This is a genomic window from Vibrio sp. CDRSL-10 TSBA, from assembly GCA_039696685.1.
GTDB lineage: Bacteria > Pseudomonadota > Gammaproteobacteria > Enterobacterales > Vibrionaceae > Vibrio.
In genome coordinates, this window is the sequence record CP155566.1 from 1025931 (window position 1) to 1050426 (window position 24496).

The 24496-nt window shown below is 51.0% G+C and carries 20 protein-coding genes and 3 pseudogenes; 8 read left to right on the plus strand and 15 right to left on the minus strand.

Annotated elements, in window-relative coordinates:
• Positions 1-115: 115 nt before the first annotated feature.
• From ABDK09_12240 to gap, 11 genes and pseudogenes are all read right to left on the minus strand, one after another.
• A complete protein-coding gene (locus ABDK09_12240) occupies positions 116-1453 on the minus strand; it encodes a cytochrome c (GenBank protein XAW90223.1) in 1338 nt (445 codons plus the stop codon).
• Positions 1454-1456: 3 nt separating this feature from the next.
• On the minus strand, positions 1457-2581 hold the full coding sequence (locus tag ABDK09_12245) for a GMC family oxidoreductase (protein ID XAW90224.1): 1125 nt from the start codon (positions 2579-2581) through the stop codon (positions 1457-1459).
• Positions 2502-3038: an FAD-binding protein gene (locus ABDK09_12250; GenBank protein ID XAW90225.1), complete on the minus strand. Its 537-nt coding sequence runs from the start codon at positions 3036-3038 to the stop codon at positions 2502-2504. Before ABDK09_12250 ends, ABDK09_12245 begins: the two co-directional genes overlap by 80 nt.
• Positions 3038-3565: a sugar dehydrogenase complex small subunit gene (locus ABDK09_12255; protein XAW90226.1), complete on the minus strand. Its 528-nt coding sequence runs from the start codon at positions 3563-3565 to the stop codon at positions 3038-3040. Before ABDK09_12255 ends, ABDK09_12250 begins: the two co-directional genes overlap by 1 nt.
• A 561-nt stretch (positions 3566-4126) precedes the next feature.
• A complete protein-coding gene (locus ABDK09_12260) occupies positions 4127-4801 on the minus strand; it encodes a cupin domain-containing protein (GenBank protein XAW90227.1) in 675 nt (224 codons plus the stop codon).
• 250 nt (positions 4802-5051) lie between these two features.
• Positions 5052-5228, minus strand: coding sequence for a DUF4223 family protein (locus tag ABDK09_12265; protein ID XAW90228.1), 177 nt, complete (start codon positions 5226-5228; stop codon positions 5052-5054).
• Between the two features lie 700 nt (positions 5229-5928).
• Positions 5929-6294 (minus strand): hypothetical protein, encoded by a 366-nt coding sequence (locus ABDK09_12270; protein ID XAW90229.1) that lies wholly within the window; start codon positions 6292-6294, stop codon positions 5929-5931.
• A 168-nt stretch (positions 6295-6462) separates the two neighbouring features.
• Complete coding sequence (locus ABDK09_12275) at positions 6463-7383, minus strand: ChaN family lipoprotein (GenBank protein ID XAW90230.1); 921 nt, start codon at positions 7381-7383, stop codon at positions 6463-6465.
• A gap of 216 nt (positions 7384-7599) precedes the next feature.
• Complete coding sequence (gene rlmA, locus ABDK09_12280; protein ID XAW90733.1) at positions 7600-8424, minus strand: 23S rRNA (guanine(745)-N(1))-methyltransferase; 825 nt, start codon at positions 8422-8424, stop codon at positions 7600-7602.
• 212 nt (positions 8425-8636) lie between these two features.
• A pseudogene (locus ABDK09_12285) lies at positions 8637-9522 on the minus strand (D-hexose-6-phosphate mutarotase).
• A gap of 273 nt (positions 9523-9795) precedes the next feature.
• Complete coding sequence (gene gap / locus ABDK09_12290) at positions 9796-10791, minus strand: type I glyceraldehyde-3-phosphate dehydrogenase (protein XAW90231.1); 996 nt, start codon at positions 10789-10791, stop codon at positions 9796-9798.
• 337 nt (positions 10792-11128) lie between these two features.
• Between gap and msrB the strand changes: the two genes are divergently transcribed.
• On the plus strand, positions 11129-11536 hold the full coding sequence (gene msrB / locus ABDK09_12295) for a peptide-methionine (R)-S-oxide reductase MsrB (GenBank protein ID XAW90232.1): 408 nt from the start codon (positions 11129-11131) through the stop codon (positions 11534-11536).
• 52 nt (positions 11537-11588) lie between these two features.
• Here the strand turns inward: msrB and ABDK09_12300 are convergent, their stop codons facing one another.
• Positions 11589-12398: a DUF2989 domain-containing protein gene (locus tag ABDK09_12300; protein XAW90233.1), complete on the minus strand. Its 810-nt coding sequence runs from the start codon at positions 12396-12398 to the stop codon at positions 11589-11591.
• A 117-nt stretch (positions 12399-12515) separates the two neighbouring features.
• Between ABDK09_12300 and ABDK09_12305 the strand changes: the two genes are divergently transcribed.
• Complete coding sequence (locus ABDK09_12305; protein XAW90234.1) at positions 12516-12800, plus strand: DUF1315 family protein; 285 nt, start codon at positions 12516-12518, stop codon at positions 12798-12800.
• A 53-nt stretch (positions 12801-12853) separates the two neighbouring features.
• Here ABDK09_12305 and ansA read toward each other — a convergent pair whose 3' ends face one another.
• Complete coding sequence (gene ansA / locus ABDK09_12310) at positions 12854-13867, minus strand: asparaginase (GenBank protein ID XAW90235.1); 1014 nt, start codon at positions 13865-13867, stop codon at positions 12854-12856.
• Between the two features lie 152 nt (positions 13868-14019).
• Positions 14020-15871: pseudogene (gene sppA, locus ABDK09_12315) on the minus strand (signal peptide peptidase SppA).
• 383 nt (positions 15872-16254) lie between these two features.
• Between sppA and ABDK09_12320 the strand changes: the two are divergent.
• A complete protein-coding gene (locus tag ABDK09_12320) occupies positions 16255-18258 on the plus strand; it encodes an NADPH-dependent 2,4-dienoyl-CoA reductase (protein XAW90236.1) in 2004 nt (667 codons plus the stop codon).
• A gap of 110 nt (positions 18259-18368) precedes the next feature.
• Here the strand turns inward: ABDK09_12320 and purU are convergent, their stop codons facing one another.
• Complete coding sequence (purU, locus tag ABDK09_12325; protein XAW90237.1) at positions 18369-19202, minus strand: formyltetrahydrofolate deformylase; 834 nt, start codon at positions 19200-19202, stop codon at positions 18369-18371.
• 333 nt (positions 19203-19535) lie between these two features.
• Here purU and ABDK09_12330 point away from each other — a divergent pair.
• The 5 genes and pseudogenes from ABDK09_12330 to ABDK09_12350 all read left to right on the plus strand — a co-directional run bounded on the left by ABDK09_12330 (position 19536) and on the right by ABDK09_12350 (position 24419).
• Positions 19536-21459, plus strand: a pseudogene (locus ABDK09_12330) (ATP-dependent DNA helicase).
• Positions 21460-21536: 77 nt separating this feature from the next.
• Complete coding sequence (tsaB, locus tag ABDK09_12335) at positions 21537-22238, plus strand: tRNA (adenosine(37)-N6)-threonylcarbamoyltransferase complex dimerization subunit type 1 TsaB (protein ID XAW90238.1); 702 nt, start codon at positions 21537-21539, stop codon at positions 22236-22238.
• A gap of 347 nt (positions 22239-22585) precedes the next feature.
• A complete protein-coding gene (locus tag ABDK09_12340; GenBank protein XAW90239.1) occupies positions 22586-22885 on the plus strand; it encodes a chromosome partitioning protein ParA in 300 nt (99 codons plus the stop codon).
• A gap of 119 nt (positions 22886-23004) precedes the next feature.
• Positions 23005-23562, plus strand: coding sequence for a Slp family lipoprotein (locus ABDK09_12345; GenBank protein ID XAW90240.1), 558 nt, complete (start codon positions 23005-23007; stop codon positions 23560-23562).
• Positions 23563-23564: 2 nt separating this feature from the next.
• A complete protein-coding gene (locus tag ABDK09_12350) occupies positions 23565-24419 on the plus strand; it encodes an alpha/beta hydrolase (protein XAW90734.1) in 855 nt (284 codons plus the stop codon).
• Positions 24420-24496 lie beyond the last annotated feature (77 nt).

Consider the following 24496-nt stretch of genomic DNA (forward strand, 5'->3'; position numbering starts at 1 on the left):
AGTTGAATCACAGACTGATTGCACGACATCATTACTGTGAATACACGCTGACAAAAAAAGGGAGCAGACATCTGCTCCCTATTCACTTACTGGCTTTCACTTAACGACCGGGCGCTTACTCGGCAGTGGCGCGCAGTTTGGCGACATCTTGTGGCCCAACCTGAGCGTTGCCCTGACCATAAGTATCGGTCAGGAAGTTAACCAGCGTCGCGATTTGGTCATCAGACAGATGCTGGCCGAAGGCGGGCATAAACACTTCACCGTCATTGGTGTGGCGTTTCACGCCGTGTAGCACGACTTGGATCAGGTTGCCGCTTTTCTCGCTGCCGACCACGCTGTTGTGATACACCGACGGGTAGTAACCATCCGGAGAGCCACTGCCGTCCGCATCGTGACAGGTGCTGCAGTTAGCCATGTAGAGGTATTCGCCCGGCATCTCTTCACGCGCAGTTTCGATTGGCAGGCCGCGCAGTTGCAGATCCTGAGCCGACGCTTCGCCCTGTGCATAGCGTGATGTGCTGCCCTCAGATACGCCCGGTACTGAGCGCAGGTAAACCGCGATAGCGTTCAGGTCATCATCCGTCAGGAAACGGAAGCTGTTTTCCACCGCTTCAGCCATCGGGCCTGCGGCCTGAGCCTTGCCAGCCACCGAACCGGTTTTCAGGTACTGAACAATCTCTTCAGTGCTCCAGTCACCCAGACCATTGGCGTTATCATTGCTGATGTTGAATGCATGCCAGCCGGCCAGATCAGAGCCTGACAGGAAGCCGGTTTCGGTTTCATCATTGGCTGTGGTCTGCATTGCGACGCCGCGCGGGGTGTGACAGGTACCGCAGTGGGTTGAACCTTGCACCAGGTACGCCCCACGGTTCCACTCTGCGCCTTTGTCCGGCTGAGTCTGGTAAGCGCCTTGCTCGTGGAACATCCAGTTCCAGATTGCCAGCGGCCAGCGCATTGACAGCAGCGCAGGAATATCATTCGATCGGTTGGCCTGTTTGACCGGTTGTACCGAGTTCATGAAGTAATCATACATGGCGGCAATATCGCTGTCGGACAGTTTGGTGTACTCGGTATACGGCATGGCCGGATACAGATGACCGCCATCTTTACGCACCCCTTCACGCAGTAGGCGTTTGAAGTCGTCGAGCGAATAGTTACCAATACCGGTCTCTTTATCCGGCGTGATGTTGGTCGAATACAGTGTACCGATTGGCAGTGGCATGCCCAGACCGCCGGCGAAAGGTTTGTCTTTCTCGGTGGTGTGACAGGCGGTACAGTCAGACATTTTTGCCACGTACTCGCCACGGCTCATGCCTGATGGCGTTTGCGTGGTGTGTACTTGCTGCTCCTGTGCCGGGTTGTGGCCGCTCGGCCCCCAGATACCAGTGACAATCAGGCCAAAGACGATAACAGCCAGTGCAATCACTGACAGGATTAACCGTTTCAGTGTCATGACTTACACCTCCTTGTTCAGCGTAGCTGCAATACGCAGCGACAATGCGGCGATGGTCAGCGTACAGTTCACCGTACCCACCGTTGGCATGGTGCCTGAGCTGGCGATAAATAGGTTATCGTGGTCGTGAGTACGACAATCTTTATCCACCACGCTGTCTTTCGGGTTGTCACCCATGATGACAGTGCCACAGATGTGCTGGTTGTTAGAGAAGTCATCGCTGTACTGGATTTCAGTCCCTCCCATCAGCTGAGCAATCTTGGTGTAAGCTTCACGGGTGTGAACCGCACTGCGTTTTACGTAGTCATCAATCGCGTAGTAGAACTCAGGTTTGGCAATACCCATCGCATCTTTTGAGCGGCTGGCAACAATGCGGTTTTCCGGATGCGGCAGCAGTTCATGGAAACTGTCGAACTGAACGTAGCGCGCCGCTTTATCACGGATCTCATTATCCAGCACATTACCCAGGATCAGGCGATCCTGAGCCAGGAGCTCTTGGGTCATTTGGTCGGTACGAGACATGTTCGACAGGTGAATTTTCTTACCCGCGTATTCAGAACGGAAGTCACCGTCACGCCAGCCGATAATGGACGTCATCTCCTGCGCGCCGCGGCCTGGCCACAATTTCTCGTCAGCAAAGAAACGGATACCGGTACCCGGGTGGTCCATCAGGTTACGGCCCACCATGTCTGAGCTGTTACCCACATCGGACATCAGCATCAGTTTTGGTGTTTCGATTCCGTTGGCGGCCAGAACAAAGTATTTCCCTTCAACTTTGACTGATTCACCGTCGGGCGTCTTGTAATGGACGGCAACAATACGGTTGTCGGCGCCTTTTTCAATTTTGTACACCACGGCTTTATCGATCAGTCTGGCACCGGCGGCTTCGGCTTTTTCGACGTGGGTAATACCGTTGTACATCGCACCAATCGGGCAGATAGGCATACAGTTGTTGTTACCGCAGCAGGTCGGGCGGTTGTCATACGGGCGACTGTTACGCGCAACCGGCTCAGTGACGACATAAAAGCCGTTTTCATTGAGGCGATCTTTAATCACTTTCTCGTTGTAGGAGATCGGCAGCGGAGCCATCGGATATGGCTTGGAAACGCGGAGAGCCCAGCTCTTCATCGCCTGGTCCCCACACACCGAGTTCTTCCTCAGCGCGCTGATACCAAAGCTCAAGATCTTTGTATTCCAGCGGCCAGTCGCGACCGACACCGTAAATCGATTTCAGTTTGAAGTCGGACGGAATAAAACGCCAGGCCGAACCGGCCCAGTGCCAGGTCGTACCACCGACCGCACGGATATACTGCGCGTCATAGGCCTGTTCGCCCTTTTGCACCAGATAGCCGTTATCCGGATTAAATTCCGGGTGAGGGGCATAGGGAGTCGACGGATACGGCGCCATGAAGTCCATCTTGTCCGGCTGATTACGGAAACGTTCGACAATTTCGCCGCGCGAGTAACGCGGACCGGCTTCGAGAATGATGACGGATTTACCGGCCAGCGCCAGCTGGTGCGCAACCAGTCCGCCCGCAACGCCGGAACCTACAACGACGACATCGGCTTGTTGGGTGGTGGTCATTATGCTTTCCTCTCGATTGGTTTAGCGGCCCAGAATCCGGGCTTGTTAGGGCAGTAAGAACGGATCTCCAATACATCATCAACAGCGGTAAACTGCAGCGCGTGGCGGTAAGTGATGACCTGAGCATCAAGTCCGCTACCAACAATACCGGTGTACCAGGCTGAGATGATGGATTTGGCAGTTTGCTGTGCGGCCGGAGTCAGAGTGGTGGTCAAAAGTTGAGTCTCGATTTGCGCCATCTCTTTCACCAGAGATTTGAGTCTGGATTCAAACTCCGGGGTACGGTCTTGCAGTGCCTGGAAAAAACGTTCCGAGAGGATAGGGGAAAGCCCCTGGCGTTCGGTCAGCCGTTCTGAAACGAGAGTGAAAAGAGTGATTGGGTCGGTCGGAGCCGATTCCTGAGCCAGTACGCTCAGAGGCAGCGGAGCAACAAGCGAAAGTAAGCCGATTGACGCCACCCCTTTGAGTAGTTTCCTGCGTGACATCTGTTGAGCCGATGTCTCCAGGTGGGGAGATTTTTTATTCATAGCTTCCATTGATTCCTAACATTGATATGTTTTTTTAGAATAATAATGATGAAGTGCTGAACTATTTTTGCTGTATCAATAGGCTGCTTCTGTAATCTCCGGGCAAATTGAATCACGTAACGGATTGATGAAACCGGTCAGAAGTTATTTACCCGATGAATAGTTATTGATATAGCAATAATGAGTGTAGCAGAGTCTGCTTATTAGTTGACCGTTATCAAAGGTATTCGCTGAATCCGTCAAGCCGTGATCTGGTTGCAGAAACGCTGAAACGACAATGATAACAAAGACATAATGTAGGGTTATGAGAGGTTTTATTATATTTATATTGGCAATAGATTAAGTTAACTGCCGGAGTTTTAGTTATACACGTTGCTATTTGTGTACAGAAAAAGTGTATGCCTGTGACCATCCCGATCAAATTAGACCACTTAAATTTAGCAATCCGTTTACGTAATCTTTGTTTCCGTAAATTTTATTTACGTACGGTGGGCTGACCGGACTTAGTCGATTTAACTAACACTTACTAATAGTGTGGATATAAAGTGGGGAAGCTCGCTATTATTTATTAGTGGCAAAATCAATATTGGGGAAATCTCCACTTTTCAAATAAAAGGTGACGCCATCGGAGCCTGACTTGAGCGGCGGGTACTCTCCTGCAGGCAGGCGGATCCAACTGCCTGCGGGATACTGTTTACCGGCGTTGTCGATACTTCCTTGCAGGATCAAAAGCTCGGCGGCAGCGCCCGGCGCAGTGAAAATGCATTGCTGCGCAGTGATTTTTTGTACGCTCACCGTCTCGTTACCGTTGCTGTATAACGGGCAGATCTGCCTGTCAGAGTGCTGTTGCCAGTTCTGCTCATCGTGAGTATTGATACGCACTGTCTCAGTGTCTGCGGCGCCCATTTGCCATAATTTTACAAAGATGGTTGCCCCTGATTTGCTATGCGGGCTGTGCGCGGTCCCGGGCGGGTTTCTCAGATACCAACCTGCCGGGTAATCCCCGCTCTGATCAGAAAAGGTACCGCTCAGAACCAGAATTTCTTCTCCGCCGGGATGGGCATGTTGCGGAAAGACAGATTCCGGTGCGTATTTTACTATGCTGGTGGCGCGGGCTTTTTCCGCTCCGATTCTGTCCAGCATCATGCGCTCGACGCCGGATTGGGTCGACAATACCCATTGATATTGTTGGGTACTGATGAATACAGGCAGAGTAAAGTCGGCGTTGATGTGCATGATAGTTATCCTGAGTAGACCTGTCGTGCGCCAAGCAAAGCGGATAGTCAGGCTGGTTTAAGTTTCAGACAGGTAACATATAAGAGTGGTGTGATGGGATCAAGTTTACCCTAGCGGTGGTCACGCGCAGGAGTGAGGTACAAAGCGTGGAAGTTGAGTCGCCGTTCGGGCATGTTGATAGGAGAATGAGCCGTAAACAGAAAAACCCGCTTTGAGAGCGGGTTTTTGCAAAATCAGCGTATAGTGACCGTTATTTATTAACTGAGTCACAAGCTCCGATTACTGAAGGGATAGAAATCGCAGGGTGGATTAGGTAATCTTCTGAGCAGTTTTTCTCTTTGTTGTAAGTAGTACCAGTACAACCAGCAAGAATAGCCAACGCAGCACCAACCAACGTTAATTTTGCAACTTTAGAAAAAGATTTCATTATAATACTCCTTGGTTTGTTGAAGTGCGCAAGTTAGATTACATGAATAATAATGTCCATGTCTTAATTTGGTTTTATTATACAATCGTTACATTACTTCCGGATAATGAATGAATTAATTATTAATTAATCATTTATCCAGTGGATTTACGAAGTAATGTAATCATTTCATGGCTTATTACTGATAGTATTGATGATATTTGTGCTGTCTGTGAATAACGATTTTACTATTAATAGTACGGTAAAGTGCAATAAATAGCTTAATTATTGTACTTATTTGTATTGTTATTAATTAGCGTATTTAGTGTGCAAAGTGCGTAGATTTAATTAAGGTTTTTCTTAATTAGTGTCTGTTGTTCTTATTGGGTAGTGAATATTTTACGGGCCTTTTTACCGTACGGAAATAAATTTTCCGTTAGGAGGGGTGGGCTTTCGTTATTATTAAAATAGAGTCGGTGGGCAATAAATTGCCCACGCTGTTATTTCACTGTGCCATTCTTCGTACTATTAACGGGAGTGTACTGATTTAACGGAAGTGTACTTATTAACGGTTAACCGACGTGTCTGCTTATTAACAGAAAAGTAAGCTCAGTCACTGGCGATTAGGGCGGAGTCAATGATGGAGTCAGTTTCTCCATGCTCCGGCCCGATACGCCAATCACTTGTTATGCGAGCACTGGTTATGCGAGTAAATTTATCTTTATGCCAGCAAAAGAAGCAAGCTGCCAACTGTAGCCGCTGCAGAAAGATATTTCCCTGCCGAGTAGGAGGTGTCATCATCTTTCTTTACATCGTCGGGACGGTCCATGCCCAGAGCTCCGTAGGTGAAAGACTCGACTTTATCGCCAAGCGATTTGTCTTTGATGTCCGGCGTTTCACCCTGTTCAATATCTTTCAGAGCAGCCAGCAGTGCTTTACCTTCATCAGATAAAGTCACTTTATTTTGTTCTACCTTGAGCGGTGCGGCTGACTGGTTTTCAGCCTTGGTTTCGGTGTTTACCGGAGCCTGAGATTTCACCGTCTGAGTAGTGTGCAGCTGCGCTGCGCCTACACCTACTGGATTCATACATCTCTCCTTAATCTTGCTACAGTCATATTATCGACAGGGCGAGGAAAAACTTTTGCACTTTTTTCTCAGATTGCCGCTGGGGTCATAATGACTTCAATAAGCAAAGAATGTGCCTTAACCACGAGAGATACACGCCATAAGTAGTGGCTTCATTTGAAGTGAGCCTTAAGGGATGCATTGCAGATCATCGTTACGTTGGGCTAAAGCTTGAAAGGCCTGGCGTTGATGCTCTGGCTGGACGTAACGTGCTGGTGGCGCTAACACCTGTAGCTGATAGTCGCTGTCGTCGGCTTTGATCTCGCTCACCGGCGTGATAATGAGGATACGGATATCCGGCAGGCGGCGCGTTAGTGCCGCGGCAATACCTAGCCCCTGCTGAGTGTGAAACAGTCCGGCAATATGCATTACCTGATGTCCAGGGTGGTGAAGCAGATAATCGCTGATACTTTCTGCCATGGTTTCGTCCCAGGTGATTTGTGCGGCAAACTGACGTTCGTTTTGCTGCTCTGTGCCATGGTGCATCGAGGCCACAAAGCGCTGCTTATAAGGTGAATCAGAGCGGTCTGCCTCGCGGGCGACCCAGGCTCTCTGCGTGCTGTCCAGACGATCGAGGTATTCAGGACCCTGCCGCCCGATACAGCGCACAATATTTTTCGGTGCATTGGCAGCGATGACAGGAGCCTGATACTGTTTGGCCAGCTCGACCAGAGGACGGTAGTCACTTGGGTAATTCGGCCAGGCTTGCGCTTGTTTGATGAGATATTGTTCGCCGATGTCACCGCGCAGATACTGATTGAGTATCGGTTGAGCGGAGCGATCAAATTGTTCCATCGACAGGGCAACCGGTCGTTTCTGCTGCAGCAGATGATGTAACAAATCCGTTTGGAAACGATGGATACCAGGGTGGGTGTGCCATTCGCCAACCAGTATCACGTCAGCGCTTGCCAAGGTTGCGGGAAGCGGCGTCAGGTTGAGAGGCTTGCCGTGCGGCGTAGCCAGTTGATAATCATAAAAATGCTGGACAGGCCGGGCCGAGGTACAGCCTAGCATTATCATACTGGTCAACAGACAAATAATAGCGCGCATCGCAAACTCTCCGTTCAGGTTCACTGCATGGTGAGTGAGTCCGCAACGAATTGCAAACCGACCACGCGAAGCTGAGATGAAGAGCATGTTGCGCGCTGCAACTGCTGAACTAAAGGTGCCGTTTCCCAGACCGAATTGAAAGCACTCGCAGAGCCAATGAACAGGACTTTCAGTGTCAATTGATAGCACTGCCGAAGCACGGGGAAGTGCAGCGAATTACGACACTGTTTTCCGGTAGACGCGAATCATAAAGTCGGCTTCACACTCAAACTGCGTCGCCGCTTTCACTTCTGCTTTGAATGCTTCACTGGCGCGCCAGGCAAACGGTGTCATTTGCAGCAGATCAAAGGCTTGCTCGCCATTCAGCGTCATCGGGTAATTAAGCTTTTGCTGGGTTTCCAGCACAAAGCCATCGATCTGCTCAGGTTCTTCTTCATGCAGACGAACATCCTGATAGATGCCTTGCTTAAACTGGTACAGGTGGCGGCCTGCCGGGGTTACGGTGATGACCACGCCGTTGTATTTCACGCAGCGTTGCAGCTCTTCAGCTTTGCACGGGGCGTAAATACGCAGAATGGCGTCCAGTGACTGGTCTGCAAACGGCAGTCGGTGGCTGGAGGCAACCACGAACTGGCAGTTATGATAGCGTTTGGCGGCGTAACGAATCGCGATTTTAGAGATATCCAGCCCGTGTACTTGCGCTTGCGCCGATTGAGCAAGCAGTGTGTCAGCCACAAAGGTTGTGTAGTAACCTTCGCCGCAACCGATGTCGAGCAGCTGGTGTTCGCTGCCTTGCAGAGCTTCGGCGCATAAACGCGCGACTTCCGCACGCATCGGATGATAGTGTCCGGCTTCGAGAAAACGGCGTCTTGCCTGCATCATCTCCTTGTTGTCACCCGGATCTTTGGAACGCTTGTGCTGAACCGGCATGAGGTTAACATAGCCCTCTTTCGCCATATCGAACTGATGGCGGTTATCACAGGTGTAAGTACGGTCGGTTAGCTGCAAAGAGTGCTGACAAAGGGGACACTGATAAGACATGGTCATCTCGGCTGAAAAAATCAAAGCGCTCATTCTATACCAATTCAGGCCGGAATGATTGGGATAATTCAATCGGGAATAGCCAGAAGAGCAAGCGATAAAAAGGACAGCGTGTGCTGTCCTCTGGCTTTTGTTAACAGGCACCAACTATAACATGTGCTAACTAAGAACCAGCCCTCTGAAACAGACAATCTGGCCTGTGAAACGGACAATCAGCGCACTGAAATTGTGGTTGTCAGAGTATGGCTTTCGCCAGGCTGCAGAGTCTGGCCTGCGGACAGGCAAGGCGAGTGCAGGGCGGATTCGACACACAGCATGGTTTGGTAGCCATCATCGGTCATATCGGCCATGGCAGCTGCACCTTGTGCCCACGGGTTCCACAGAAACCGCAGAGTTGTGTCCGCTGTTTTCCACCACTAAAGAGCGATCCAGCAGCGGATCCTGCACTTCGATCTGCAAAGCCGGTTGAGTATAAACGCGGTCAATCGTATCGGTCAGAACCAGAGTCTCCCCGCCCTGACATACCTTGGCATCTTGCAGGCTGTCGATATATTCTCTGCCCATGCCAGTGGTTTTTACCTGGCGTACATCGCCGACATTGAGGTAGGTGTGCAGGGCACCCGAGAACGTCCAGGCTTTCTCGTCCTGGTTGGTGACTTGCAGGCTGACCTTGAGCTGCTCTGTGACTTCGACTTCAAGGCGCAAATTAAATTGGTACGGCCAGATAGCCTGAGTGGTTTCGCTGTCAGACAGGCCAAGGACAAGGATAACGCCATGCTCATTTTCACGATGTTCGAGCAACTGCCATTCACTGGTACGGGCAAAGCCGTGGGCCGGCGCTGCCAGACGGCCAAACCATGGACAGCACACCGGGATCCCGCCTCGCAATGCGGCTTTACCATCAAACAGAGCGGCGTCACTCATCCAAATCAGGTCATCTTGACCCGCAGGTTGGAAAGAGACCACGTGACCGCCGTGCAGCGCAATCGCCGCAGTAGCTTTATCGTGGATGATGCGCACCATTTTTACCTGGTCATGTTCGATAATGGTCACGCAATCGGAAAGGACAGTAAGGGCAGGCAGAGAGTGTAAATCCATAAGTAACGCTCCTGAATTTGGCGAACTGTAATGTCATAAGCTCGCAAGGTCATTGGCTGCGCACGGTGCACAACGGCTCATCGCTCAGTGTATCAATTGGTATAACTCAGCGTACTAATTGATGCAAATTAGTGTTTTGATTGATATAGATTAGTGCATCAATCACGGAATCTATTGGTATCCCGGCAAAAATCAGAGACAAAAAAGGCGACTCGAGAGCCGCCTTTCTTCACGTCTTATCTTTCAAAGACAAGCTTATCGCTAATGCTTACATTACTTAGAGATGTGAGCGATCAGGTCAAGAACTTTGTTTGAGTAACCGATTTCGTTGTCGTACCAAGATACAACTTTAACGAATTTGTCAGTCAGTGCGATACCAGCTTTAGCATCGAATACTGAAGTGCAAGTTTCGCCGATGAAGTCTTGAGAAACAACTTGGTCTTCAGTGTAACCAAGAACGCCTTTCAGTTCGCCTTCAGAAGCTTCTTTCATTGCTTTACAGATGTCTTCGTAAGAAGCACCGTTAACCAGGTTAACAGTCAGGTCAACTACAGAAACGTTAGCAGTTGGTACGCGGAAAGCCATACCAGTCAGTTTGCCGTTTACTTCTGGAAGTACAACGCCTACTGCTTTAGCTGCGCCAGTTGAAGATGGGATGATGTTCTGAGAAGCACCACGACCACCGCGCCAGTCTTTCGCAGAAGGACCGTCAACAGTTTTCTGAGTAGCAGTAGTTGCGTGAACAGTAGTCATCAGACCTGATTCGATACCGAACTTGTCGTTCAGTACTTTAGCGATAGGTGCAAGACAGTTAGTAGTACAAGAAGCGTTAGAAACGATGTCTTGACCAGCGTAAGTTTCGAAGTTTACACCGTTAACGAACATTGGAGTTGCGTCTTTAGAAGGACCAGTCAGAACAACTTTCTTCGCACCAGCAGTGATGTGCTTACGTGCAGTCTCGTCAGTCAGGAACAGACCAGTTGCTTCTGCAACTACGTCAACACCGATTGCGTCCCATTTCAGGTCTTCTGGGTTGCGTTCTGCAGTTACACGTACAGTTTTGCCGTTTACGATCAGGTTACCACCTTCAACTTCAACAGTACCGTTGAAACGGCCGTGAGTTGAGTCGTACTTCAGCATGTATGCCATGTAATCTACGTCGATCAGGTCGTTGATACCTACAACTTCGATGTCATTACGTTCTTGTGCTGCACGGAAAACGAAACGGCCAATACGGCCAAAACCGTTAATACCTACTTTGATAGTCATTATAGTTGCTCCACAACTTAATTTCTGATTAAAGATAACTGGTAGTAAAATTACAAAATCCAGTAAACATCTGCAACAGATAATCCGACTTAACTTGTTTAAAGTCAAAAAAAAGCACCGCTTTTTTTAACATTAGGTTGCAAATGACTATTTTTTAGACTGGACTCTGCGAGTCCTCTACCAAATTGACGTAAAATCCCTAAATTATCGTCGGTCGCTTACAAATAGAAAGCGCGCCATGTTATGGTGAGAAAGTATGTGCCACAAAGCGCGCCACGCGCAAGTTTTTATCTAAAAAAAGCACATAACTAGGTAGTGTATAAGGAAGAAAAACAACGTGAATCCAAAAGTTGAAACCGTCGAGAAGCCTGATGAATACTGGCGTGAGCGCCTGAACGAGGAGCAGTACTACGTATGTCGAATGCAGGGAACCGAGCCGCCATTCAGCGGTAAGTTACTGCACAATAAGGACACCGGTCTGTATAACTGTACCTGCTGTGAAGCCACATTGTTTCACTCAGGGAACAAATACGATTCCGGCTGTGGCTGGCCGAGTTTTGATGCGCCAGCGCATGACAGTGCTATCCGATATTTAGATGATCATAGTCACGGAATGAGCAGAACGGAGATTCGTTGTGCAGCCTGTGACAGCCATTTGGGGCATGTTTTCCCCGATGGTCCGAAGACGACCGGGGAACGTTACTGTGTCAATTCGGTGTCGTTAATTTTCAACAAAAGTAACTAAGCGACGCCATTCTGCGCCATTGGATGTTTAAAGGTTACATTATTCCAATGAGTTAGGAACCATATGGCTGGAGAAACTGGCCGGCTTTAATTGCAGTGACAACTTCAGCCGCGACATTCTCCAGCCGTTCAAATTTCTCGTCACCAAATCCATACAATAAGTCCAGCTCTGCCTTCGAAGCCAGAGGGACGCCATACTCTTTACCCACCATTGCCCACACATAGGCGTGTTCTTTGTCGTTGAGAACCTGATAGGTGCTGGCGAGAGATTTGAATATCTCGGTATTGACCGGCTGTCCTTTGGTGAGTTCCAGCGCCCGGTTAAGTAGTTGGATGGTTTTCTCGCGATCCCGGCTGGTGTAGAAGGTTGCGAGCGCGTACTGCATTTCTGCGGTATCCAGTTCCGGATTGCCTTCCATCTGCAAAAACTCGCGTCGCGCCTGATTATCGCCGGTCTGGCTCCAGAGAAAATAGAGGGATTGCGGCGTACGCATCTGGTGCAGTTCATCCACCAGACGCTGTTGTTCGTCACCACTGTGTATCAGAGCGGAGAAACGTTTTTGTTTCAGTTCGGTTTGGTCGATAGGCAAAATCTGTGCGGCCAGTTCGAGGCATTTACGATATTCACTGACCAGCTGGTACTCGTGAATTTTATTGTCGACGCTGGGGTTTTTCAGAACTTCAAAACGCTGCCAAATCAGATCGGTGCGCGGCACACGGCACTGGCCGTCATCGACATTAAGCAGTTCACAGCGCAGCCCCGGATTGTCCGCACACAGTTTGTCGGTGTTCTTACGATTTTCAAAACAACCGCTCAGGATCAGGGGCAAAGATAAGATAACTAGAGTTTTGACGTTGTTCATAATTATGGCTTGTGATCCGATACACTTATTTATTTAGCTAATCTTGACTGAATACGCCAGGTCGTTACTGTGACCCAAGCACGTAATTCATCACACAGTAGTAAGTAGGAAATCATCATGGATGCTAATCAATTAATCGATGCCATCACTCCCGAAGCGTATGAACGCTTGGTATTCGCAGTGGAAACGGGTAAGTGGCCTGAGGGTACACCACTTTCTCCGGAGCAGCGAGATTACTGTATGCAAGCTGTGATGTTGTATCAATCTAAGCACAACAAAGATGCGGATCACATGAGTATCAGTGCCGGTGGCGAGATGATGTTTAAGTCTAAGGCGGAGTTGAAAAAGCGTTTTCAACAGGGGCAGGAAGATATCGTTCGGGTGAATCCCAACCAAGAGTAGCAGGGTTCAGGCCCTAGGAAACTAGGGCCTGGCTTGTAACACTGTCGTTCTAATTACAAACTCATCTCACCGCGCAGCACCTGCTGCATCTGGTTTTTCACTTCCTCGTAAGAAAGATTCTGGCTGAGCAGATAGTGCAGTTTCGCCAGTGCCGCTTCAGGCGTCATATCAAAACCGCTGATTACCCCCGCATCGGCCAGAGCACAACCGGTGGCGTAGCCACCCATGTTGACTTTACCGGCCAGACATTGAGTCAGGTTCACCACGATCACGCCGCGTTCAGAGGCATCATGCAGCTGAGCCAGCAGTTCTTTGTTTTGCGGGGCGTTACCCACACCAAAGGTCAGCAGGATCATCGCATTAACCGGCTGCAGCAGGGTGTTACGAATCACTTCATGGGAGATACCCGGGTACATGGTAATCACGCCAACCGGCTGTGGTGTGATGTTCTGCACGCGGAAGTCACCTTCAGGTTTGACGTCCAGTTTGACGTTGTTGCTGACCTGAATATTGATACCGGCTTCCAAAAGAGGCGGCAGGTTTGGTGAGGTGAAGGCATTGAAACCATCCGCGTGGGATTTAGTACTGCGGTTACCGCGCATCAACTGGTTATTGAAAAACAGGGTTACTTCGTTGATCGGGTAGTTGGCCGCGATGTGCAGCGCATTCAGCAGATTCGCCTGACCGTCAGAGCGCAGCTCAGCCAGCGGGATTTGTGAGCCGGTGACGATGACAGGTTTGCCCAGATTCTCCAGCATAAACGACAGCGCAGACGCTGTATATGCCATTGTATCGGTACCATGCAGGATCACGAAACCATCATATTTTTCGTAGTTTTCACGGATGTCATCGGCAATTTTCTGCCAATCCTGCGGGGTCATATCTGATGAATCGATCAGCGGATCGTATTCATGCACGGTGAATTCCGGCATTTCCGGACGATGGAACTCAGGCATGGCAGCCAACTGCTTTTCCATAAAGCCAGCGACTGGCACGTAGCCATGATCGGATTTCTTCATACCGATTGTACCGCCGGTGTAAGCGATATAGATATGTTTTCTTGTCATGGGGGAAACCACTTATTGTAGGGAACAGAGCGCGGATTATAGCGAAATCTTAGCCAATAAAAAGGGGCGCTTCTAACAAAGCACCCCCTGTTTAACGAGTGGTAAGATCAGTGTTGCGTACGGTATCTGATGTTAGTTTTCGTCTATCGTCGCTACTGCACCTGACAGGGCAGGCAGAACGCGTAGTAACCTTTCGGGTCATTGAAACTGCTCATCAGACTGGCGTCGGCACTCAACTGTTTCGCTGCCGGTTGCAGCGCTTCTGGCAGCATAGTGGCGAAATCCAATCCCAGACTGGTCCGCACCTGAGCGAACAGGTCCTGTACAAACTGCTGCGCCGGGCTAAGTGGTTCTTCTACCCAATACAGGTTGTAGTTGTCGAGATTAGCCAGTTGCGCTGCCAGTTTGACCGCATCATCAAAATCACCCAGTTTATCAACCAGGCCATATTGTTGTGCGTCCTGACCTGTCCAGACCCGGCCCTGAGCGACTTTATCAACGGTATCCACAGACATGTCACGGTTCTCTGCCACCAGAGAAATAAAGCGTTGATAGCCGTTTTCAATCCCCATTTGCAGTGCTTGTTTAATGCCGTCATTGAGGCCCGTCGTAACGCCGACGCCGGAGAAACGGCGAGGTGCCGACACCATCGGTGTAGATGCCAAGCTTGTTGAGCCCTTTCTCAAAGGTCGTGATGACACTGAAAATACCAATTGAACCGGTCAGTGTGGTTGGCTGAGCAACAATCTGATCACCGCCCATCGAGATCCAGTAACCGCCGGAAGCCGCCAGACTCGACATCGAGATGACCACAGGCTTGCCGGCCGCTTTGATGGCATCGATTTCGTTACGAATCACTTCCGAGGCAAAGGCACTGCCGCCCGGGCTGTCAACGCGCAACACGACCGCTTTCACTTTGTCATCGATACGCGCTTCACGCAGTAGTGAGGCCAGGGTGTCGCCGCCGACTGTGCCGCGTGGCTGATCACCATCCATAATGGTGCCGCTGGCAACGACCACCGCGACATCGTCGGCATTCACGTCAAATTTCGGTTTCACCGATGAACGGTACTCGTAGTAGCTGACCGCATTGTAGCTGTCTTCACCATCGCTGCCGAAGGCATCCACCAGTTGTGCGCGCACTTGCTGGCGGGTGGCCAGTTCGTCGACCAGACCAGCTTTCAGTGACAGATCGGCCAGATTGCCGGAAGACTGTTTCAGCAGCGCCAGAAACTCATCCATGCTCGGGGTCAGGGTCTTGGCATCAATCTGGCGATTGGTCGCCACATCGTCCACATAGGCGCCCCATAACTGGCTTAGCCAGCGTGAAGCCGATTCGCGCGCGGCATCGGACATGTCGTCACGAATAAAAGGCTCGATAGCGGATTTATAGGTGCCGACACGGAAAACGTGAGTGTTGACGTCGAGATTTTCCAGCAGCGTTTTGTAGTACATGTTGTAGGCACTGTAGCCACGCAGCATCACGGCGCCGTCGGGGGCCAGGAACACTTTGTCGGCATAGCTCGCCAGGTAGTACTGGCTCTGGTTGTACATATCGCCAACCGCATACACCGGCTTACCGGATGCTTTGAATTCGTTGATGGCTTTAGCGATATAACGCAACTTGGTCAGATTGGTTTCCGGCAGGTCGCGCAACGCCAGAACCAGTCCGCTGATGTGGCTGTCATCTTTGGCCTGACGCAGGGTATCAACGATATCAAACAAGACGTTCTCTTTCGGCAGGTCATCACCCAGCACAGAACCGGCAAACGAGTCGAGTGGATTGATGTAGGTGCTCTGCTCAACGACGGGGCCGGACAGGTTCAGAACCAAAGCCGAGGCTTGTCTGACGGTCGGCGCTGGTGAATCAGCATGAATGTAAATGAAATAGATAACTGCCAGGCTGAGGAGAAAAAGCAGATTGGTCAGAGCCAGTCTGATAAAGGTGATTAATTTCCAAATACCTTTGAAAATCAGACCTATAAATCGAAATATTTGTTTCATGTTGTCTCCAACGCAACAAGTAAATGGCTTGCTGAGGATGATACGCGGGTAATTCCGGGATAAGACAACCAAGTGAGCTACCGCTTAAGGTGAATTAGCGGTTAAACGGCAGCGCGCAGCCACAGCTTTATGGCGCGCAGCGTAACGTTGGGCCTCACCGGAGGGTCACTCTCACACAGCATCGAGTTCAGCAAAGGAGAGACGGCTTGGTTCGCCTTTAAGACCAGTCACTTGGGTATCCTCGTCATCCTACGTTATTCATTATACTCAAACAACCGCAAGATTGATCGTGGTTACAGAAATGTAAACACCTGTTTGATTTTTGGTAAACGACTGCATATTCTGGTCAGACCATTAAAGATAACGATAAAAGTGACGCTGCCATGTACCCAAATCTGCTTCAGCCTTTAGATCTTGGATTTACTCAGTTGCGCAACCGGGTCCTGATGGGCTCAATGCACACTGGCCTTGAAGAGCACAAGGAAGGTCTGCAAAAGCTCGCTGCTTTTTACGCCGAACGCGCCAAAGGTGGCGTCGGACTGATTGTGACCGGCGGATTCTCACCTAACTTGCGTGGTCGTCTGCACCCTTTCAGTGCTCAGTTCAGCAGTGCCAAACATGCAAAAGCGCATCAGGTGGTGACCGAAGCGGTCCATCACCACGGCGGTAAAATTGCGCTGCAGCTTTTGCATGCCGGCCGATACGCGATGCATCCGTTTTCTCTCAGCGCCTCCGCTATCAAAGCGCCGATTGCCCGTTTTGCGCCGGGAGAAATGAGCGAGCGCCAGATCTGGTCTACCATCGATGACTTTGCCAACAGTGCGCTGCTGGCCCGGCAAGCGGGTTACGACGGGGTCGAGGTAATGGGATCGGAAGGGTATCTGCTCAACCAGTTTATCTGTAAACGTACTAACGTGCGTTATGACGCCTGGGGCGGCAGTTATGAGAACCGGATTCGCTTCCCGCTTGAAGTCGTAAGAGCTATTCGCGCTGCAGTCGGTGAAGAGTTTATTATTATTTTCCGCCTCTCGATGCTCGATCTGGTCGAAGAGGGCAGCACCTTTGAAGAGGTGGTTCAGCTTGCTAAAGCATTAGAGCAGGCCGGTGTCACCCTGATTAATACCGGTATCGGCTGGCATGAAGCGCGCATTCCCACTATTGCAACTCAGGTACCACGCGCTGCCTTCAGTTGGGTGACTGAGAAAATCAAACCACACCTCAAGGTGCCGGTGATTACCTGTAACCGGATTAATACCCCGGGGCAGGCCGAGCAGATACTCGCCAGCGGCCAGGCCGATATGGTCTCGATGGCGCGTCCGTTCCTGGCCGACCCCTATTTTGTCGCCAAAGCCGAGCAAGGCCAGGCCAATCTGATTAACACCTGTATCGGCTGTAATCAGGCATGTTTGGATAATGTCTTCCAGGCTAAGCGCGCCAGTTGCATGGTCAATCCGCTGGCCTGTTATGAAACCGAGCTGACGGTCACTCCGGCGGCAGTAAAGAAAAACATCGCCGTGATCGGCGCAGGTCCGGCGGGCCTTGCCAGCGCGACCATGCTGGCGGAACGTGGCCATCAGGTGGACTTGTTTGAGCGCAATGACCGGATAGGAGGTCAGTTTCGCCTCGCCATGCAGATCCCGGGTAAGGAAGAGTTCCGGGAGACTATTCGCTATTTTGCTAACCGGATTGAGCAGACCGGCGTACGTTTACACCTCGATACCGAAGTGACTTATTCGATGCTGGATGAGTACGATGAAGTCGTGATGGCGTCCGGTGTCACGCCGCGTAAAGTGACGATTGAAGGCATTGATAATCCGGATAAGGTCGTGGATTACCAGACCCTGATCCGTGACAAAACTCCGGTCGGAGACAAGGTCGCCATTGTCGGCGCCGGTGGTATCGGGGTGGATGTAGCGACCATGATTACTGAGCCTGCGGCTTATAAACTCGACGACTGGCTGCACGAATGGGGCATTGATACCGACATTGCCTATCCGGGTGGGTTGTACCCGTATCCGGAGATGCTGAGTGATAAACAAGTGTGGCTGCTGCAGCGGCGCAGAGGCCGGGTCGGCAAAGGGCCGGGTAAGACTACCGGCTGGATCCATAAACGCACCCTGGAAAAACGCGGTGTGCATCTGCTGGGTGGGGTCAGTTATGAGAAGATTGACCGCGAGGGGCTGCATATCTCGTTAAGTGGTCACCCACAACTGCTGGAAGTGGACAAAGTGGTGATTTGTGCCGGTCAGGAGTCGGTACGTCCGTTTGAGGACAAATGGCAACAACTGGGCGATAAGCTGCATGTTATCGGTGGTGCGGATTTGGCTGGTGAGCTGGACGCTGTGCGCGCCATTCGTCAGGGCGTCACGCTGGCGCTGACGCTTTGACAGGCGTTGGTTGTAGCAGTAACTAAATTTTTCCTGACCAACAACTGATGTTAATAACTGATAAGGGCGCCTTCTGGCGCCCTTATCTTATCGGTTTCGGTCAACGAGCGTTACAGAATAACGGTTTTGTTGCCGTACACGAAAACATGGTCGTTGACCACTTTGCCCAGTGCTTTGCTCAGTACGCTTTTCTCAACGTCACGTCCGGCCTGCGCCATGTCTTTAGCGCTGAAGGTGTGGTCAATTGGAATCACATCCTGCTTGATGATTGGACCTTCATCGAGATCGTTGGTGACAAAGTGCGCTGTGGCACCGATGATCTTCACACCGCGCTCGTAAGCCTGCTGATATGGGCGTGCGCCGATAAAGGCTGGCAGGAAGCTGTGGTGGATGTTGATGATCTTGTGGTGGTACTGCTCAACAAAAGCAGGCGTCAGCACACGCATGTATTTGGCCAGCACCACGAAGTCCGGATCGTACTGGTTGATCACTTCCAGCATCTTTTGTTCATGTTCCTGACGATTGAGGCCTTCATGTGATACGCAGTGGTACGGGATATCAAATTTCTCGGTCAGTCCTTGCAGCACATCGTAGTTACCAATGACTGCAGCGATATCGACATTGAGGCTGCCATCGAAATTCTTCATCAGGATGTCGCCCAGGCAGTGCGACTCTTTGGTGACCAGAATCACCACACGTTTGCGGGTTGAGCTGATCAGTTTGCGTTTGGCACCTTGTGGCAGTGCGTTGTCCAGGTCAGCGAGCAGGGTTTCATCGTTAAAGTAGCCCTCAAGCTCGGTGCGCATGAAAAAGTGGCCGCTGGTGTTATCCACGTATTCGCTGTTGTGGATGATGTTGAGTTGATGTTTGTAACAAATATTGGTGATCTTCGAGATCAGACCCGGCGCATCGGTACAATGCGTAAGCAGCGTTTTCTTTTCCATTAATGACAACTTCCGTGCATTTTCTTTTTGGTTATGTACACCTTTCTGAGGTGAAGTGGTCTGCGGCAGTCGGTTCACCGGCTGGTGGTCCGAGCACGACTTCAATGAGGTCAGATGTATTACAGGGTAGGCAAGCCGGAACGGTAAGGCTGCCCAAGCAGTCTTTATAATTAATCGATTCTCCGTATGGTTTCAACCACTATCTGGGCGCTTGGTCACATTATTTCTGGTTCGGTGATGTAACCCGTTAAGATCGCGCTGAGCGAATCGGATTCGCACCCGGGTGGGAAAACTGCCATAATCGCCGCATTCTCTCTTTCGACAGCTCGCAGGATGATTGCAAAAACCTTTTCTCAGCAGGGCGCTCTGGGTAAAGCCATTCCCGGCTTTCAGGCTCGTCAGGCGCAAATCGATATGGCTGAAGCAGTGGCTAAAGCTATTGCAGACGACTCGCAGCTGGTGGTTGAGGCGGGGACGGGAACCGGCAAAACTTTCGCCTATCTGGTGCCGGCTCTGCTGAGCGGTAAGAAGGTGATCATCAGTACCGGTTCAAAAAACCTCCAGGAGCAGTTGTTTCACCGCGACCTGCCTCTGATGGTCAGTGCACTCGGTTTTCACGGCAGTGTCGCTCTGCTGAAAGGTCGGGCGAACTATCTTTGCCTCGACCGGCTCAGTCGCCAGATGGTGGAAAGTCACACCAATCAGACTGACCCGACGCTGCTGACCCAGTTAGTCAAAGTGCGCAGCTGGGCGTCGGAGACCAAAACCGGTGACCTGGGTGACTGTGATGAGCTGCCGGAAGACAGCATGATCATTCCGACCATTACCTCCACCAACGATAACTGCCTGGGTAAAGAGTGTGCCAGTTATCAGGACTGCTTTGTGTCCAAAGCGCGCCGCAAAGCTCTGGATGCCGATGTGGTGGTGGTGAACCATCACCTGTTTCTGGCCGACCTGGCGATAAAAGAAACCGGCTTTGGCGAGCTTATCCCGGAAGCGGACGTCTTCATTTTCGATGAAGCGCATCAGTTGCCGGATATCGCCAGCCAGTATTTTGGCCAGTCAGTCTCCAGCCGTCAGATTCAGGAGCTGGCCAAAGACATCGAGATTGGTTACCGCACCGAAGCGAAAGACATGCGCCAGCTGCAAAAAGTCGGCGATAAGCTGGTGCAGTCAGCGATGGATTTACGCATCGCGCTGGGTGATACCGGTTTTCGCGGCAACTGGCGCGAGGCGATTCAGTCACCGTCAATTGCTCGTGAAGTCGAGCGGGTGCGGGAAAGTCTGGATTTTGCTATCGAAGTGCTCAAACTGGCGCTGGGCCGCAGTCAACTGCTTGATACCGCTTTTGAGCGGGCTAACTTGATCAAAGGTCGCATTGAGCGGGTATGTGATGTCTCGATTACCGGTTATTCCTACTGGTACGACACCACGCCGCGTCAGTTCAGCCTGCACATTACCCCGTTGACCGTGGCAGATAAGTTTCACGAACAGATGGAAATGAAACAGGGCGCCTGGATCTTTACTTCGGCGACACTGGCGGTTAACGACGATTTTGGCCACTTTACCCATCGGCTCGGATTAGAGCCGGCGGCGCAATTTTCTCTGCCCAGCCCGTTTGATTATGCGCAGCAGGCCAAATTGTGCGTGCCGCGCTATCTGCCTGAGCCGAAACAGTCCCGGCCTTGCGAATAAACTGGTCACTATGCTGGCACCTGTGATTGAGCAAAACCAGGGACGCTGCTTTTTCCTCTGCACGTCACACAGTATGATGCGTGAACTGGGTGAGCGCTTTCGTGAACAGCTCTCTCTGCCGGTGCTGATGCAGGGCGAAACCAGTAAGCAAAAGACCCTGGCGGAATTTATGGAACTGGGTAATGCGTTGCTGGTGGCGACTGGCGCCTTCTGGGAAGGGATCGATGTTAGAGGCGATACCTTAAGCTGTGTTATCATCGATAAACTTCCGTTTACGGCACCGGACGATCCGCTGCTCAAAGCACGCATTGAAGATTGTCGTCTGCGTGGCGGCGATCCGTTTGCACAGGTTCAGTTACCCGAGGCGGTCATCACCCTCAAACAGGGCGTCGGACGATTGATTCGCGATAAGAAAGACCAGGGAGCGCTGATCATCTGTGATAACCGTTTGGTCACCAGAGATTATGGCGGCATCTTCCTCAGTAGTTTACCGCCCATCCCGCGAACCCGGGATCTGGATGTGGTGAAGGACTTTCTGCAACAAATACATCAGGCAAAGTAGGTCTGCGAAATTAACGGCACTCTGCCCGGGCGACTTTGTTTGGATTTATTAACAACAGCAATAATTTAGAGATATTCATGAGCGCAAAAATTCTTGCCATCGATACCGCAACCGAAGCGTGTTCGGTCGCACTCCTGGTGGGCGATAAACTGTATTCACGCAGTGAAGTCGCTCCCCGAGATCACACCAAAAAGATTCTGCCAATGGTGGATGAGGTGCTGAAAGAAGCGGGCTTAACCCTGCAAGAGTTAGACGCGCTGGCGTTTGGTCGTGGTCCTGGCAGCTTCACCGGGGTTCGGATTGGTATCGGTATCGCACAGGGACTGGCTTTTGGTGCCGACTTGCCGATGATCGGTGTTTCGACTCTGGCGGCAATGGCTCAGGGCGCTTACCGGACTCAGGGTGCAACCCATGTGGCGTGTGCGATTGATGCGCGTATGAGTGAAGTGTACTGGGGACGTTATGCACGTCAGACCGACGGCACCTGGCTGACCGTGGATGAAGAGTGCGTGATCCCGCCACAGGCCCTGACAGATAATGTCACCGCGGATGAGCAGACCTGGACAACAGTGGGGACCGGTTGGGATGCTTATGCTGAGGAACTGGTGACGCTACCACTCACGACTCAAAGCAGTGAAGTGCTTTACCCGCAGGCGCAGGACATGGTGATTCTGGCCAAGCAGGCTTTTGAGCAAGGTCACACCGTCGCAGTGGCAGACTCCAGTCCGGTCTATCTGCGTGATACTGTGGCGTGGAAAAAACTGCCAGGTCGTGAATAACGCCGAGTTGCGCAATATAAGTTAGTTACAGGCCATAAGCTAAGCTAAGTTACAGGCCATAAGTTAAGTTACAGACTATAAGTTAAGTCGCAAACCATAACTTGTTGACCTGACCGTAATTAACGTAACAGTCACTGACCTAAGTCTGATGACTCACTTTCGGGTCAGTTCACCACCTTCGGGCAGCCTTGCCGGTGAGTGAATATCAGGAGCCGCTGCATCAAGCGCCGTCATCGAATGTTGGGATACGGCGGCTTGGATAGGATGCATAATGCGGCTCTTTGGTCCAGAATGAAAGTGACCCCTATTCAACCGGAACTTCCTTCTTTAACCGGAGCGGACACAGTATGGTTTCAATTAACGGACTGCCACCCGCAAGGATTCCGGGTAGCAACCGGACATCCAAAGCGAAGAAGAAGCCGCAGGCAGAACAGGCTGGGTCTGAAGTCGCCGAGACCAGCAAAGTCGCCACGGCGGTGTCTAATTCTATCCGCAATATGAATCCGTCTGACTTTCAGCGTGCCCAGGTACAGTATGATCTGCCGGAAGGGCGATCGAGAAGGGCGTTAGAGGAGTATATGGATATCATGAATCACTCCAGAAAAGAGGAACTGGCTCAGTTACTCGGGGTCGATATCTATATCTGATTAATAGCCGTGACATCGAATCGCTTAGTATCTGTGTTTGAGCGAGTTATGTGTTAGGGAACGATGTCTGAGCGAACTATGTCTTAACGAACTATGTCTGAGCGAAAAGGGGACACATCATGAAATGTTTTCAGCTTCAGTCCGTCATTACCGTCCTGGCAGCTTTGTTGCTGTCAGCCTGCGCCACTTTACCTGCCCAACTTACTGCCAAGAGCGACAGTGTGATTAGCGATTATGCCCGCTGGAGTGAGATTGATCCGGCCAGTCAGGCCGAAGTTCGTCTCGGTGGCGTGATTGCCAGCGTCACCAATCTGGCTGATAAAACCCGGATTGAAATCGTTAATCTGCCGATTGATGATGTGGGTCGCCCGAGTCTGACCAGCGAGCCACAGGGGCGCTTTGTTGCGTATGTGAACGGCTTCCTTGATCCGATCACCTATGGCCAGGGACGTCTGATTACTCTGGTCGGTACCACTACATCGCCGGAGATGGGCAAGGTCGGTGAATTCGAGCAAATGCTGCCGGTGATGAATGCCAGCGGCTATTATCTGTGGAAAGTCACTGAGCGGGTAGTGATTGACGATATCGGTCCTTATCATTACCCGTGCCGCAATTTCTACTGTCGTCATTTTGATGATTTCCCCCGCGACGGCAGAGTTATCCAAGAAGTGAAATAATGCTGCGTTCAACCTCTTATTCGATAGCCGGTGGCCAGCTTGCTGCGCTGGAAACCGGTGACCCGCAAACGGCCGAATTTTCGGTCGTTTTTTTACATGGCTGGATGGACAATGCCGCCAGTTTTATCTCGGTAATGGCCGAGCTGCAGCAGCGCTGGCCAAGTGCGCATCTGTGTGCATTGGATCTGCCCGGGCATGGTTTATCCAGCCATAAGGCGGATAACCACTTTTATCCATTTCATCACTATATTGACGATATATACCAATTTTTGGCGCATTTTTCGGCAAACAGACGGATATTAGTGGGTCATTCACTTGGTGCATTAATCGCAAGTTGCTATAGTGCCGCCTTTCCTGACCAAGTGGTAGGATTAGTTCAGATTGAAGGGCTGGCCCCTTTGTCCGAAGCGCCCGAACTCAGTGTTGAGCGTTTACGGCGCGGCGTGCTCAGCCGCCAGCGTCTGCGGCGTAAACCGGAGCGTGGCTATAGCAGCTTTGAGCAGGCAGTGGAGCGACGGGCCGTAGCCAATCAGATTGCCGCGCCCTTAATCGCGCCGGTGGTGGAACGAGGCATTGCCGAAGTGGACGGACAATGGCGCTGGCGCCATGACAGCGGGCTGAAAGGTGAGTCGTTATATCGCATGGCCCCTGAGCATGCAGAAGCGATCATGGCGCAGATACGCTGCGTACAGCGCGTCATTCTGGGTGAGCAAGGTTACCCTCATTTAAAAGAGGATCGACGCATTTACCCCGATGATCGCCTGGAGATGTTTACTATTTCTGGTGGTCACCATTGCCATCTTGAGCAACCCGCCCTCGTCGCAGAACTAATTTTAGGCTTAGTTAACAAAATTTAAACAAGTGTTTGAGACTTTCGTGCTCAAGCTCGCCGGCTGTGCTGTAATAGCATCATTCTAATAATGATAAACGATAA

Bases quoted from the DNA above. Each gene is read 5' to 3' on its own strand.
- ABDK09_12270 (XAW90229.1), bottom strand. From the start codon at position 6,294: ATGAATCCAGTAGGTGTAGGCGCAGCGCAGCTGCACACTACTCAGACG.
- ABDK09_12275 (XAW90230.1), bottom strand. From the start codon at position 7,383: ATGCGCGCTATTATTTGTCTGTTGACCAGTATGATAATGCTAGGCTGT.
- ABDK09_12255 (XAW90226.1), bottom strand. From the start codon at position 3,565: ATGAATAAAAAATCTCCCCACCTGGAGACATCGGCTCAACAGATGTCA.
- ABDK09_12345 (XAW90240.1), top strand. From the start codon at position 23,005: ATGAAATGTTTTCAGCTTCAGTCCGTCATTACCGTCCTGGCAGCTTTG.
- rlmA (XAW90733.1), bottom strand. From the start codon at position 8,424: ATGTCTTATCAGTGTCCCCTTTGTCAGCACTCTTTGCAGCTAACCGAC.
- ABDK09_12260 (XAW90227.1), bottom strand. From the start codon at position 4,801: ATGCACATCAACGCCGACTTTACTCTGCCTGTATTCATCAGTACCCAA.
- ABDK09_12340 (XAW90239.1), top strand. From the start codon at position 22,586: ATGGTTTCAATTAACGGACTGCCACCCGCAAGGATTCCGGGTAGCAAC.
- purU (XAW90237.1), bottom strand. From the start codon at position 19,202: ATGGAAAAGAAAACGCTGCTTACGCATTGTACCGATGCGCCGGGTCTG.
- ABDK09_12250 (XAW90225.1), bottom strand. From the start codon at position 3,038: ATGACCACCACCCAACAAGCCGATGTCGTCGTTGTAGGTTCCGGCGTT.
- ABDK09_12240 (XAW90223.1), bottom strand. From the start codon at position 1,453: ATGACACTGAAACGGTTAATCCTGTCAGTGATTGCACTGGCTGTTATC.
- ABDK09_12320 (XAW90236.1), top strand. From the start codon at position 16,255: ATGTACCCAAATCTGCTTCAGCCTTTAGATCTTGGATTTACTCAGTTG.
- ABDK09_12245 (XAW90224.1), bottom strand. From the start codon at position 2,581: ATGAAGAGCTGGGCTCTCCGCGTTTCCAAGCCATATCCGATGGCTCCG.
- ABDK09_12305 (XAW90234.1), top strand. From the start codon at position 12,516: ATGGATGCTAATCAATTAATCGATGCCATCACTCCCGAAGCGTATGAA.
- ansA (XAW90235.1), bottom strand. From the start codon at position 13,867: ATGACAAGAAAACATATCTATATCGCTTACACCGGCGGTACAATCGGT.
- ABDK09_12300 (XAW90233.1), bottom strand. From the start codon at position 12,398: ATGAACAACGTCAAAACTCTAGTTATCTTATCTTTGCCCCTGATCCTG.
- tsaB (XAW90238.1), top strand. From the start codon at position 21,537: ATGAGCGCAAAAATTCTTGCCATCGATACCGCAACCGAAGCGTGTTCG.
- ABDK09_12265 (XAW90228.1), bottom strand. From the start codon at position 5,228: ATGAAATCTTTTTCTAAAGTTGCAAAATTAACGTTGGTTGGTGCTGCG.
- gap (XAW90231.1), bottom strand. From the start codon at position 10,791: ATGACTATCAAAGTAGGTATTAACGGTTTTGGCCGTATTGGCCGTTTC.